Genomic DNA, 12356 nt, shown 5'->3' on the forward strand with positions numbered 1-12356 from the left:
GGGATATCCGCGGGCTACATCATCCGGCAGATGACGGGCGATGACGAGGTGGAAGTCAGCATGCTGGGCCAGAGCCTTGACGTGCCGGTGGAGGCCACGGAGTTCAATGCGCCCTATCTCGCGGCCAATCTGCGCTGGAACATCAGCGAGCAGTTCGGCCTCAGCCTCGATGGCCGGGCCGTGTTCTCCGGCAGCAACACAGGCCTCGGCATCATCGCCTCCCTCGCCGGCACATTCTGAGCAGCACAATGGCAGAAAACCTATCCCCACAGCATGGTCGCTCAGCGACTGCGGACCCTGCTGATGGGCCAAAGGAGGAATCTCCCACGCGCTATTCGATGTCGGGGGGCTTTGTCGGTTTTCTCCATGCTCATGATATTGCCTTGGCGTTCACCTCCTACCAGTCAGGGCGGCTCTACCTCTTAAGCCGCAACCCGAAGGGCGGGTTGATGGTCAATGAGCAGAACTTCCACAAGGCGATGGGTCTCCATGCAGCGGGAAACGCGCTTTATCTGGCTGCTTTGGGTAGCATCATTCGGCTCGAAAACATTCTCTATCCAGGTCAGTGGATCAACGAGACGTTCACCCAGTGCTATGTGCCGCGGACAATTCATTTTACTGGCATTCTCGATACTCATGACGTGGCGGTGACGGCCGGAGGCCAGATCATCTTCGTCAATACGCTTTACAACTGCCTGGCCACCCTTTCGCCAGCCCACAGCTTCAAGCCGGTCTGGCGTCCGAGCTTCATCTCGGCGCTTGTGGCGGAGGATCGCTGTCATCTCAATGGTCTCGCTTTAGAGTCTGGCCAGGTGAGATACGTCAGTGCAGTTTCGCGCTCAGATACGGTTGATGGCTGGCGGGATCGCCGCAGCAACGGAGGTGTCGTCATAGATGTCGTAAGCAGTGATGTCGTCTGCGAGGGGCTTTCGATGCCGCACTCACCACGCGTCCACCGGGGTGAACTTTATGTTCTGAACTCGGGAACCGGAGAGTTGGGTCGGATTGACCGAAAGACAAGGTCGTTTCAGCCAATCGCATTCTGCCCCGGTTTCGTGCGTGGCCTGTCCTTTCACGGACGCCATGCAATCGTGGGGCTATCCAGGCCGCGCTACGAGCGGTTTGAGGGGCTTGCGCTGGACAAAAGACTTGCCGATATGGATTCAACTCCATGGACAGGGTTGCAAGTCATTGACCTGGAGACTGGGCAGTGTGCCCACTGGTTCCGTATCGATGGACAGGTCTCCGAACTCTATGACACTGCCGTGATCCCCGGGGTCGGCTGCGCCAAGTCCATCGCCTTCCCCGGGAATGAGCCACTAAATCTGATTACCGTAGAGGCCTGATCGATCTAGATCGCCAGTGATCGAAGTGTCCCAGCTTTTCGACGGACTTACCCGCGCTGCCTGCTGAGCCTTTCGGAGACCACAACCTTATTATCTTCCTGCGAGAGTTGCCTGACCCGGGTCAGAAGGTAATCGATGTTTTGCGGTTGCTGTCTCTTGGATGCTTCAGCCGCAGCCTCAAGCCGGCTCAGACGATCATCGCATTGCTCGATGTCATAACCGAGCTGTTCGACGGAACGATCATATGTCTCTAGCAGTCGCAGCACTTGGTTAAGTCTGTTTTGAACGTGATATTGCCACGCCAGACAAGTCGCCATCATCGCCCAGACGAAAAGCATGGTGAACGCGATGAGGGATTCGAAGCCTATGGCCATGTCCTGCTCAGTTTCAGTTGTGCGGCATAAGCTGATCGAGAATTTGTGGTTCTAACAATCCGACTGAAGCAAGCGAGCATCAGATAGCAGGCCGCGCGCAACAGGGAGGTAAACGGGTCCTGCATTCTCGAGAAACAGCCGCATACCGTGCTGGATTGAGTCTGCTCCATTCTCAGGCCGCGCTCATATGGGTTGGAGAAGAACGGTAACGCCTTTCTGTTTGAGCCCGGCCAACGTAATTCATGGCCCTCTGTGACTTGTGGGCCTGTCTGTCTGGATGTGCCGAAGCTGCATTGGCATCAGTCCAGCGCTCTGGTTGTGAAGTCGGCCCCATTTGATCATCATTATCGTCCCAAGACTCGTGAGGGACATCATCGTCGGCCTCGAGTTCCTCGATGTAGGCGATTTCAGCCAGATGGCGGAGATGGCGAAGGTAGGCCGACAAGGCAACCCAACTCATGATCGATGGAATAAGCCCAAGAGAATACAGCGGCACAAGGTCGGTGCCCGGCCGTGCCATCGCTGCTATCCCGATGGATGAGCCCACCAATACCACAGTCATGACAGAGGCCATCGCTGGCGCGATTTCAAGGTTTCCACGGTAGGCGATGATCGCGATGCATGCCCATGGCAGGGCGACCAGGAAGAAGAAGCTCTCGACAAAGCCCCCGACAACGAAAGCATGCATCGCCAACGCGACAGCACCAATTGCAAGGCCATATTGTCGGTTCATTCAAGTCTCCTGAGCGACAGTGCAAAGGTTTGCAGCTTTAGTTCTCGATTCGCAACTCCGGCTCAAGTTGTGTCTGAGACAACTGCCCGGTGCTTGAATTAAAGCCTGCGCAGAGCATTGGGCAGCCGGCGGCCAGGGTCTGAAAAGGAAAATCTGGTGCCGGCTACAGGACTCGAACCTGTGACCCCCTGATTACAAATCCTAAGACTTGTTTTGGCGCTTACCTCCGTTAATCCCCGCTGGCCTCCGCAGTATACACTTATCGCATTAATAAAACTCAGTAATATCACATATTGGCGATGAGAGCGTTCCACTGCTTTCCGCCAGTCCACGCTTGCCTCCGCACCAAATGTCCGGTTATTGTCCGGTTTAAAGAGGCGGTTATGCAAGTCATCACTAAAGGCACGGTGAAAATAACCAAGGCGGTCATCTCCGACACATGGCGGCAGCGTGCCGAGTGTACGCGGTTGATCGTGAGGGACCGGGAATGCCGGGGGCTGGCTCTGATCGTCAACCCAACCGCCATGTCGTGGGTCTACAGCTACAAGCCGCGCGGTCATGATGATCAGGGCAAGCGGTTCTCCACCCGGTCGGTTACCATTGGCAACCCGGAGACGCATTCCGTCGATGAGGCCCGCGCGGAGGCTTCGGCAATCAAGGGGCGTGTTAAGGTGGGAGGCGACCCTTGCGCTGAGCGCAAGGCAGAAATCAAGTCCAAGGCGGTCGCCAGAGGGCGCACCGCCTCCAGGTTGCTGGAGGAGTATGCCGTCGCTCTGCCAAAGCGCCCAAAGCTGCGTGGCAGCGGGCGGCTATCGGACCGCCACATCGCGTCCGAGTTAGCATTTGCAGAGGCTGCGATTGAGAGTTGTGGCCTTGGTGAGCGCCCGATCACAGAGATTGACCCCAGCGATATCAGGGCCATCGTAGCGGCGTCTTCGGGGCATCCCTCCGTGTCACGCCATTGGTTTGGTGCTGTCTCCAGATTTTTTGACTGGCTGCTGGACGAGGGGTTGGTTCCCGTAAATCCCTGTTCGCTCCTGCCAAAAGCCCGAAGGCCCCGTGCGGTTCAACCGCGCCAGACCTACCAGACACCCAGCCAGTTGGCGGCTCTCTGGCGTGCAGCGGACATTCTGGATGAAACCCGCCGTGACCTGTTCAGGCTTCTGATTGCCATTCCAGCCCGTCGTGAGGAGGTTGCCAAGCTTGACTGGTCGCAAATTGACCTGAAGCAGGCGGTTTGGACGATGAGCCACAAGCGCACGAAGAACGGCGATGCCCATCGCATTTTCCTCCCCGATTTGGCGCTAGCGATCTTAACGCATCGCCATTTGGAGGCAGGCCAGCCAAAATCTGGGTTGGTATTTCTCGGACCCAGAGCGGGCCAGCCGATCAAAACCTTCACGAAGTTAAAGGAGAAAATCAGCGCTGCTGCACCTGAGGTAAAGGGCTGGACATACCATGACTTCCGCAGAGGGTTCGTCACAGCCCTTGGGGAAAGCGGTGTATCTGAAACACTGGCTGACGCCATCCTCAATCACCGCCAGTCGGCCACCCGTGGCGGCGTTCTGGGCGTCTACCAGAGGGCTTTCCGCTGGCCTGAGCAAGTCGACGCGATGAAACGTTGGGGAAGCCTGCTGGAAGAGAAAATTCGCCTTAATACCCATGATGAAGGCAAAGATGGTCAGGAAGAAGGCTCCGTCTACTACGCGGCGTAGTGTCATTGGTAAACACCAGCGCTCATTCTCTCCCGGCTTGGGCGTACTTGACACGGTTCAGGTCCGCAAAGCTGTTGAAGAGCAGCACATCATTAACATCTTCAAGCGGCTTCAGTCTGATCTGATCAAACTGGAGGCTAGACGGAAATCGCTTCAACCGCCCAGAAGGTGTGACGCACTTGATCTTCTGGCGGTCATACAGACGGCCCTAGCGGACCTCACAGACCAGATGCACGGCCAGTCAGGAATTCTTATCGCCAGCCGGTCCTCCACGCTCTTGCAGAGCCTAATCGGTCAATTGTCAGACCTGGACTACGGACGCGTGGGTGAGCTTATGCGCCCTACAGAAGGCGTTGCAGGTGCTGCCTACAAGTTTGAAGAAAAGCGTATCCGCGAAATGGCATTGGTCTTGGTGCGCTGCCTACGTGAAAAGGGGTTCAGCTTGCGGACAGCATGTAAACGCGTTTCCTCTGAGTTGGGAAAACTGGAAATGAAGTTTCGCGGCGAAGATATCAGTGACAAACGGATTTATAGTTGGTGGAAAAACACCACTAAGTGAGAGTGGTCTGAATACCCCTACTGAATTTAGACCACCGCTGAGCATACTATCGTAGCTCCACACAACGAAGCGGAGCCAAGCGATGACGCAGGATATCCTGACATTCCAATATTCTCAGATTGACCAGAATAATCTTCCGGTCCGTATGGATCGCCGTATGGCGGCAGCAGTGATTAGCCGCATTTACTTCCCGGTCAAACCGCGCAGCCTTGAAAAATGGCCTATCAGGTGGCGTCTTGTGAATGGCAAGGCGCTTGCTGAGACGGAGGAAATTTTAGCCTTTGCAGCCCGTAAGCTGGCTACAGCACCATCCATTCGCGGTGGTGCTTCAGCGACATCAGTCATTGGGCTGGAAAGAGCGGAAGGATGAGCAGCAAGCGCCGTAAGACTGATAAGACTGGCCATTCAGTAAGCGATCAGTACGCGATCATGGACTACAGTTTCTTGAGAAGCAACGCCGTCCGTCAGCTATCTGGGCCTGCAATCAAGGTATTTCTAGAGCTACGGGCGCGTTTCAATGGCAAGAACAACGGACGGATCACGCTTTCATTAGACGAATGCAGGCGTCTCTTCTCAATTGGCAAGCGAACCGCTCAGCGGGCTTTCCAGGAACTGGAAGCGAAGGGTTTTGTTCGTCTTATAGTTCTGGGTCGCTGGTATGGGCGGAAAGCATCAGAATGGCAGCTAACGATGCTCCCACGTGACGGGTGTCCACCGACACATGATTGGAAAATGTGGAAACCAGAGAAGCCGCTGCGTGAGGCGAAGAAAGTAGACACTCGGTTTCAAGGCGGGTTCGTGGCGTGCTTCGAAGGGTCCATTATGGAACCGAGGCACTGATTTACGGTTCTGAACTGGACCCGTCAGGGAAATAGACTTGATAGCGATGGGTCCGCTTCGGAACCGCTTTTATTACCATGGGGAGTGGGGAGTGGAGTGGGAGTACGGGGCGTTGGGTGTCGGGATAATCAGATGGAATCGATGATTTTGAACATTCGACGCGAAAGCGCAATTGGCGACGATTATTGCTGCGTGGTGGGAAACGTCCAAACCAAGGCCGCACGCCTACAGGACTGCGTTCTGATGCTCCTGAGGTCCAGATTGCAGTGGTTCGATAAAGGCAACGGAAAGGGGGCGACCAAAATGTGATTTTTATTGCTAAGAAAAAAGCAGTTTAACATCAAAAAATCGGAGAAAAACATGGGAATTGACATTGCAAACGCTGGCTCTTTTTCTTGGTCGAGTTGGCATTTCATTTTTGAGCTTGGGTTAGCCTTTGGCTGGGTTCCAACAGGGACTGAAAAGCCGGCTACGCTTGTTGACGATGGCGGAGGCACATTGTTTTCTTGGGATGAGCAAAATGATGGCGCGTGGAGTGGCGGCTATTTCTCAAACAGCGCGCAGACAGTCACTGTTGAGGATGCCGCCTGCTGGCGGGCTGCGATTCAGAAGGCTTTGGCATGTATGCAAGGTGACGCGACACCAGAAAACGATGAGCAAAAGCTTTTGCTTGAGCAATGTGGATACGGCGCGACAGCATTGCTGCTGAAGTTTGTCGAGGCATCCAAGAGCAAAATGATGCTGCTCTAATTGAGCCAAACAGGAGAATAGGTCGACAGGTCGGGGATCGGTATAACCACATCGGCTAGGTTCCGGTGACTTAATGCCTGCTCTGCGACCTGTTCTCTTCTCCTTAGCAACCACGCAGTGTTTTCTTGGGTGATCACCAGCCGCATTGCTTTTAAATATCATAAATTCGTGTTATAAATAAAGCTGTGTTAACTGGTGATGACATGGCTGAAAAAACAGCACGAAAACAGCGTGGCTCCGGGCGGCCATTCCAACGCGGTTGGTCCGGAAATCCGGCGGGTCGGCCCCTTGGCAGCCGTAATCGCGTAACTTTGGCAGTTGAGGGTCTCATGCAAGGACGGGCTGAGGCTATCACCCAGCGGGTTGTTAACGCTGCACTGGAGGGTGACATGGCAGCCGTCAAGCTTGTCATCGACCGCATCGCTCCAGCCCGAAAGTCCCGCCCCATCCAGATTGATCTGCCTGAAGTTAACGATGCCGCTGGGATCGCTCAGGCGCAGGCTACAGTGGTCGCGGCTGTCGCTGGCGGCGAGATAACCCCGGAGGAGGCAACAGGCCTGAGCGGTCTTCTGGAGGGCCTCCGACGGGCATTGGAGACTGGTGAGCTAGAAGCCCGGATCCGGCGCCTGGAGGGGCGGGAATGACCACGGCTAGGCTGGTGGCGCGTCTTGACCGGGTATTGGCGCGCATCCGGGTACCGGAACCTGAATTGAGGGTTGACCTTAATCTCCTGAGCGGACCGGACGCGGACCGACTTGTTGCGTTAGGGTATGCCTGCGTGGCGGGTGAAGCATCGTCTGACCAGAAAGAAGAGTTTGATATTCTGGTTCGCGCCTGCCTGACATTAACAACGGATGGTAAGGTGCCGCCGCCATTTCCCATACCCTGCAGTTTGCAGAGGTATTGGCGGTTCCAGAAGTTTGTTGATACAGGCTTCACACTTCCCGGCGGCAACTATACGTTCAATAGTTTATCGTTTAGTGATCGTGAGCGTTTGATTGAACTCTGCCAACAATACGGCTCGATACCTGCGGCGGATACAGTTTCCATCGCTCCACTGGCGGAGTGGGGTCACGGCGACGTAGTTGAGCTTTTTCGGCTGCTGTGGGAGGCGACCTCCGAGATAGAACGCGACATGTGGGTGAGGAAGCCTATAAACAGACCGTCGTGAACAATTCGCTTTTACGTGATCTGAGGTGTGTTTGCGCTGGATGAGCGCAGCAGGATCAGGCTGGCAATCAAGGCACAGAAGAAGTCTCAGCCAGTTGAGGAGTAAGCGGAAGCTATAGCCGGTGGCGGCGAGGACCGCGTTGATGGCGTCACCTTTTGGCCCGGCGAGATAGTTGCGGTTCATTCGGTGGCCGTTCTTGATGTGGCAGATGACGGGCTCGACGGCGGCACGGCGGCGCATCTCGCGCTTGATGGCCGGCGTCATGCAGCGTTTCTGGCCGGAGGTGAAGACCCTGAACTTGTGAGAGAGCGGGGCATTGTGGCCGCGGTAGCCGGCATCGGCGAGGATGCGCGCGATGCCGTTTCCGATGGTCCGCTCCACATGCGGGATAAAGGTTGCCAGGGTATGGCCGTCATAGGATTTTCCGGGCAGCGCCATGGCATAGAAAATGAACCGCCCGCCTCTCGAGCACTGCAAGGCGTTCGCCTGACTAAAAACAAACGAAGTCCTTTTCGTCCTCAAGCGCCTCACTTACTCAGCGGTAGCGGCGATGCAATCCGTGTGATCCGCAACCTTCTGGGTCACCGAGAATACCGCTGCCGCAATGAAGCGCCATTTGTCATCGTCTCCCAGATAGAATGTGAAGAGCCGCGGCTTGACGCCAGGCTCGACCGTTCCGTTGTCCAGCGTCAGGACGCCTTTTGTGTCATAGCGGATAGCAATCAGGCGGCCTGATTTGACGGCCTCTAGATTGATGCGGTCAACGTTCTTCGTGATACGAGTCCTCACCGGCCCGTCCTCGGTCTTCCTTTCACCGCTAGCGTAAACATATTGATAGCCCTTAAGGACATGATCTGGAAGCTTCTCCTCGATCATCGCTTTCACAAACTTGTCGATGATACTCTTACCGAGTATAATATCCTGGAGGTCGAATGTTGTCCGAGCGTAAGACCTTTCCTGGACCTTATTACAGACGGCTGCCATAGGCGAATCGAAATCTGCGTGGCTGAACACCTGCCACTGCCTCAATTCATCATTCCACTGTAGTACAGTCAGGCGAGGCATGAACTCGCCCTTCATAACGGTGCCCGTCACAGTGTCGGTCCGATTTGGCAACGCAACCCGGTAGGAAGCTACGAGGACACCATGGGCCGGCCGGGTGAGTACGACGTCCTGAATGTTGAAGTCGTCTATGTCCGAGGGCAGGTAAGTCGTTTTTGTCAGTCCATGGCTGACGCGAGCATTCTGAATCAGCGCACGGTCGGCCACGAGTGATCTTGCAGTGATCACAGACTGATCATCGTCGGAAAGGCTTTGTGAAGTTATCTTGCCTGTCGAGGTTCCGACTTCCGAAAGCACAGCATAGACCTCCTCCGCCATACGGCGCCCGAGATCGTTCAATTCTTGTTCTGAATAGCCACTTATCTGCTCCGGAGGGGTGCCAAGCTCCTTGAACTTATCATCGGCATGCACGCATCCTAGGCCAAGAAAAATGCCCGCCAAAACGCCAGAGACGGTTGCTGTAGGTAGGAGCATAATCCTCATGTGGCTAAACCTTTCAATAACAGAACAATACTTCTTATAGACCGACATTGTTGCGGTAATCTCTCACTGTCGTCAATCGTCACCTGTAAGGAGTGACCGAATAAGAGCGCTGTTTTTCAGGGGATCAGCACTGGCTTAATAATCCTGCCAGCCGCCTGCTGTTCAAGCGCATGATTGATATCCTCAAGCCTGAACGTCGTTATGAGCTTGGTGAAGGGAAATTGCCCGGCATCATGCCTCGCAATCAATTCAGGTATGAAAGTGCGGGGATCGCTATCTCCTTCGGTGATGCCGATGATCCGAACTCCCGACGCCATGAGCCTGGTAGCGTTGGCGGCAAAGGTATCATCTCGATGCTTTGGCACGCCAACAAGGCCTAGAGTACCGCGATTTCCGAGGGCGGCAAGGCCTGCTTCAATGACGCCCGAGTCACCTGTACTGTCGAGCACAAAGTCAAAGCCAGACGGGGCGATGATATGCAACGCCCGGATGACGTTCTCAGCGGAGGGATCAATCACATGGCTGGCACCGAGCTCAAGGGCCAGTGCTCTGCGCGAGGCAAACGGCTCGGCTACGGCTATCAGGCCGCACCGTTGTATTGCCGCCGCCATGACCGCCGATAAGCCAACAGTGCCGGCCCCAAGAATTGCAATACTTGACCCTGGAGGACAGGCTAGCGATCTCATGACGCTTCCGGCGCCTGTCTGGATTCCACATGCCAATGGCCCAAGCAATTCAAGTGGAGTACGGGTCTCCCCTACGTTAACTAGCGTTTGCGACATTGCAATCGCATGGCTCGCGAATGAGGATTGACCAAAGAAGTGACTTGATAGGAGTTCGCTACCACTTCTCAAGGCAGTAGAACCATCGCTCAATCGGCGGCCAGCATAGTTGAGAGGAGAGAACCGCCTGCAATAGCTGGGCAGGCCTTTGTGGCAGCGGTCACACCCGCCGCAACTTGAAAAGCTAAGAATGACTTTGTCGCCGGGTGCAAAGCCCGTCACACAGGTACCAACCTGCTCGATGATGCCAGCCCCCTCATGTCCCAGGACAGCTGGCAGGGCAAAGGGTACGAACTGGTCACGGAACACAAGATCAGTATGACAAATCCCAACGCCTGCAATTCTGACCAGAACTTCATCAGAACGCGGTGGATCGAGCTGAACTGGCTCAATAGTAAATTGACCCCCAGCCGCCCTCGCAACGGCAGCGAACGGAACGTTATCACGAGTTGATCGGCGCATGCTTTGGATCACCATGTTTTACTCAACGCTCATCGACCTTCGATCGCAAATCGAATGGGCAGGTATTTGGGGCCGGACACAAAAGTGGATTGCGACATTTGAGGGCAGGCAGAAAGCTCTAGATTGCGGAGCCTCGGCAAAATGGCCGTCCACAACGCAACTAGTGCGGCGCGGGCGAGATGCAATCCTAGGCAGGTATGCCGCCCAACACTGAAGCTCAGATGCGGGTTCGGACGTCGGTTATGGTCAAAGGTGAAGGGACTCTCAAAAACCTTTTCGTCGTGATTCGCAGAAAGGTAGGAGAGATATAGGAGATCACCCTTCCGGATTTTGCGGCCTGCGAGGCAATAGTCCTTTGCGGCGGAACGGATGAAATGCTGGACGGGTGACGCCCACCGCAGCGTCTCCTCCACAAACAGCGGGATCTCTTCTGGTGTCTGTTTGAGGTCCGCGAGAACATCGCCGCGAACGGCAAGTTGCCACATCCCCATGGAAGCCGTGGCGGCTGTCGTATCGTGGCCAGCTGTGGACAAGAGCATGAAATATGAAATCATGGCATCATGTGACATGAGTTGACCGTCAATCCTACCGTTGGCGATAATCGAGGATAAACCAGCAACTGGAGTTCTGCGCTGCCTCTCGATCACCGGGGTGAAGTGGCGATCGAAAGCGTTGAGCACGCTGACCCAGTTTCGCGCACGGTCATGTGTGTCGTCCAACCGAGGTGAGGCTCCGTTAGGGTCTGGGTCGGAGGAACGGAGTAGTCCGCGAGTGATCCGTAGCATCTCTGCATGCTCGGAGGCTGGTACCCCAAGGAGACCCATAATGATAGTGAGTGCGAAGGGCGTTGCGATTGCACTTGCAAAGTCACATTCTGAGCGGTGAGCTTCGAGAGCCTCGGCAAATGTCTCAGCCGTTCTTTGGAGAAAGGGCATCATCTCCTGAATGCCCTCTGGCGCGAAAAATCGCGAACACACGGCGCGATGTTTATGGTGTTCTGGCTGATCCATGTGTACTAGGGATCGAAATGGGGTGGCTTTGCCTTGAGCAAGTGAACGCACCAATACGTCGGTGGCCCGATCCACTAATGTCTTTGAGCGTTGCCCGCTGCGAAAGATGTCGTCTTGCTGCGCAATCTCCCGCAGGTCGGCATGCCTAGTGACGATCCAATGAGGGTCAAAGCCTGGAACCTCGGCGACTGAGAGCGGATAATCCAATCGTAATCTGCGCAGAATATCGTGGACAGCGTCTCGGTCTTTGAAAGTCGCAGGATTGAAGAGGGGTGAAACGAGTTCTACCGGAATTTCTGGGGAGATCATCGCGAGACCAATTGTCCAACGCCTCGATGGGAGCGCAATAACAGAATCAACTACTGGTTGTAGAGCGGCTGACACTTTGTGCCAGACGCAATGAGAGACTATTGCATATTAGCGCTGCCGCATCCAATAGATGCGGAATGCGCTGGGTCCCGCCTCGGCCAAGCAGCGTGCCGCGGTCGCGGGGATATTGAAAGCCATATTCGCTCAGGAGACCAAGGAGGAGGCTGAAACGCAGTGGGGGATCATCATCGACCCAGTACTGCCGGCAGAACGTGCTCACCGTTTAACAGAAGCGAAGGCGTTAGCTGCTGCCGTCTTTACGTTGTCGATTCGCAGGACCACCGGATCCCGCCACGCCGCTGCAGTCGCGAAAGGTGGGCCGAATGCAACGACAGAACGCACTTCGGCAGCGACCCGACGATTGCCTGAATCGAACCGGCAAACTCTCTGGAAAAGCGGAAATAGGTACCAACGGCTGCAACGCTTTTGATGGCGATCTAGATATGTGATAATCACTCTTATGTGAGCGCGCAGTCGTCTTTTTGAGGGAATCCATCATTGGATTCGGACAAGGATTATGTTGATGCCTCCGCCTAGTATTCTCGGTTTCGGTTTGGGCTTCGCCCTTCTAGCGCTGATCCAGGTGGAAAGCGCTGTCCGGCATCAGCGCTTCTGAGACAGATTGGATGACTTGAGGAAGGGAGGATTTCTGGCTCATCGTAGCTCGTTAGGAGAAGCGCAGATGAGACAGAAATCCGAG

General features: G+C 55.2%; 12 protein-coding genes and 2 pseudogenes. 8 read left to right on the forward strand and 6 right to left on the reverse strand.

Annotation, left to right across the window (positions count from 1 at the left end):
* Together ACILRN_RS11885 and ACILRN_RS11890 are read left to right on the forward strand one after the other, a co-directional pair.
* The coding region (locus tag ACILRN_RS11885) for a hypothetical protein (RefSeq protein WP_395688556.1) at positions 1-240 on the forward strand (240 nt) is incomplete at its 5' end.
* Positions 241-338: 98 nt separating this feature from the next.
* A complete protein-coding gene (locus tag ACILRN_RS11890; protein ID WP_395688558.1) occupies positions 339-1346 on the forward strand; it encodes a TIGR03032 family protein in 1008 nt (335 codons plus the stop codon).
* 47 nt (positions 1347-1393) lie between these two features.
* Here ACILRN_RS11890 and ACILRN_RS11895 read toward each other — a convergent pair whose 3' ends face one another.
* Complete coding sequence (locus ACILRN_RS11895) at positions 1394-1720, reverse strand: hypothetical protein (protein ID WP_395688559.1); 327 nt, start codon at positions 1718-1720, stop codon at positions 1394-1396.
* Positions 1721-1892: 172 nt separating this feature from the next.
* Positions 1893-2453 carry a hypothetical protein gene (locus ACILRN_RS11900; RefSeq protein ID WP_395688561.1) on the reverse strand — a complete coding sequence of 187 codons (561 nt, stop codon included), beginning with the start codon at positions 2451-2453 and terminating at the stop codon, positions 1893-1895.
* A gap of 383 nt (positions 2454-2836) precedes the next feature.
* Between ACILRN_RS11900 and ACILRN_RS11905 the strand changes: the two genes are divergently transcribed.
* The 5 genes from ACILRN_RS11905 to ACILRN_RS11925 all read left to right on the forward strand — a co-directional run bounded on the left by ACILRN_RS11905 (position 2837) and on the right by ACILRN_RS11925 (position 6961).
* Positions 2837-4168, forward strand: a complete 1332-nt coding sequence (locus ACILRN_RS11905) for a tyrosine-type recombinase/integrase (RefSeq protein WP_395688563.1) — start codon at positions 2837-2839, stop codon at positions 4166-4168.
* Positions 4131-4727, forward strand: a complete 597-nt coding sequence (locus tag ACILRN_RS11910) for a hypothetical protein (protein WP_395688564.1) — start codon at positions 4131-4133, stop codon at positions 4725-4727. The genes ACILRN_RS11905 and ACILRN_RS11910 overlap by 38 nt, the downstream gene beginning before the upstream one ends.
* 82 nt (positions 4728-4809) lie before the next feature.
* Positions 4810-5097 carry a hypothetical protein gene (locus ACILRN_RS11915; protein WP_395688566.1) on the forward strand — a complete coding sequence of 96 codons (288 nt, stop codon included), beginning with the start codon at positions 4810-4812 and terminating at the stop codon, positions 5095-5097.
* Positions 5098-5882: 785 nt separating this feature from the next.
* The gene (locus ACILRN_RS11920; RefSeq protein WP_395688567.1) at positions 5883-6317 is read left to right on the forward strand and encodes a hypothetical protein; all 435 of its coding nucleotides are present in this window, start codon (positions 5883-5885) and stop codon (positions 6315-6317) included.
* A gap of 203 nt (positions 6318-6520) precedes the next feature.
* Positions 6521-6961 carry a DUF5681 domain-containing protein gene (locus tag ACILRN_RS11925; RefSeq protein ID WP_395688569.1) on the forward strand — a complete coding sequence of 147 codons (441 nt, stop codon included), beginning with the start codon at positions 6521-6523 and terminating at the stop codon, positions 6959-6961.
* Positions 6962-7563: 602 nt separating this feature from the next.
* Here ACILRN_RS11925 and ACILRN_RS11930 read toward each other — a convergent pair.
* The 4 genes and pseudogenes from ACILRN_RS11930 to ACILRN_RS11945 all read right to left on the reverse strand — a co-directional run.
* Positions 7564-7959, reverse strand: a pseudogene (locus tag ACILRN_RS11930) (IS5/IS1182 family transposase); the annotation flags it as partial.
* Positions 7960-8019: 60 nt separating this feature from the next.
* Positions 8020-9081, reverse strand: a complete 1062-nt coding sequence (locus ACILRN_RS11935; protein WP_395688570.1) for a hypothetical protein — start codon at positions 9079-9081, stop codon at positions 8020-8022.
* A 68-nt stretch (positions 9082-9149) separates the two neighbouring features.
* The gene (locus ACILRN_RS11940) at positions 9150-10292 is read right to left on the reverse strand and encodes an NAD(P)-dependent alcohol dehydrogenase (RefSeq protein WP_395688571.1); all 1143 of its coding nucleotides are present in this window, start codon (positions 10290-10292) and stop codon (positions 9150-9152) included.
* A gap of 14 nt (positions 10293-10306) precedes the next feature.
* Positions 10307-11494, reverse strand: a complete 1188-nt coding sequence (locus tag ACILRN_RS11945) for a cytochrome P450 (protein ID WP_395688573.1) — start codon at positions 11492-11494, stop codon at positions 10307-10309.
* Positions 11495-11726: 232 nt separating this feature from the next.
* Here ACILRN_RS11945 and ACILRN_RS11950 point away from each other — a divergent pair.
* A pseudogene (locus ACILRN_RS11950) lies at positions 11727-11849 on the forward strand (IS256 family transposase); the annotation flags it as partial.
* Between the last annotated feature and the right edge of the window lie 507 nt (positions 11850-12356).

The sequence above is a fragment of the Aestuariivirga sp. genome, from assembly GCF_044238155.1.
Classification (GTDB): Bacteria; Pseudomonadota; Alphaproteobacteria; order Rhizobiales; family Aestuariivirgaceae; genus Aestuariivirga.

Bases quoted from the DNA above. Each gene is read 5' to 3' on its own strand.
- ACILRN_RS11915 (WP_395688566.1), top strand. From the start codon at position 4,810: ATGACGCAGGATATCCTGACATTCCAATATTCTCAGATTGACCAGAAT.
- ACILRN_RS11890 (WP_395688558.1), top strand. From the start codon at position 339: ATGTCGGGGGGCTTTGTCGGTTTTCTCCATGCTCATGATATTGCCTTG.
- ACILRN_RS11910 (WP_395688564.1), top strand. From the start codon at position 4,131: ATGGTCAGGAAGAAGGCTCCGTCTACTACGCGGCGTAGTGTCATTGGT.
- ACILRN_RS11940 (WP_395688571.1), bottom strand. From the start codon at position 10,292: ATGGTGATCCAAAGCATGCGCCGATCAACTCGTGATAACGTTCCGTTC.
- ACILRN_RS11905 (WP_395688563.1), top strand. From the start codon at position 2,837: ATGCAAGTCATCACTAAAGGCACGGTGAAAATAACCAAGGCGGTCATC.
- ACILRN_RS11895 (WP_395688559.1), bottom strand. From the start codon at position 1,720: ATGGCCATAGGCTTCGAATCCCTCATCGCGTTCACCATGCTTTTCGTC.
- ACILRN_RS11925 (WP_395688569.1), top strand. From the start codon at position 6,521: ATGGCTGAAAAAACAGCACGAAAACAGCGTGGCTCCGGGCGGCCATTC.
- ACILRN_RS11900 (WP_395688561.1), bottom strand. From the start codon at position 2,453: ATGAACCGACAATATGGCCTTGCAATTGGTGCTGTCGCGTTGGCGATG.
- ACILRN_RS11935 (WP_395688570.1), bottom strand. From the start codon at position 9,081: ATGTCGGTCTATAAGAAGTATTGTTCTGTTATTGAAAGGTTTAGCCAC.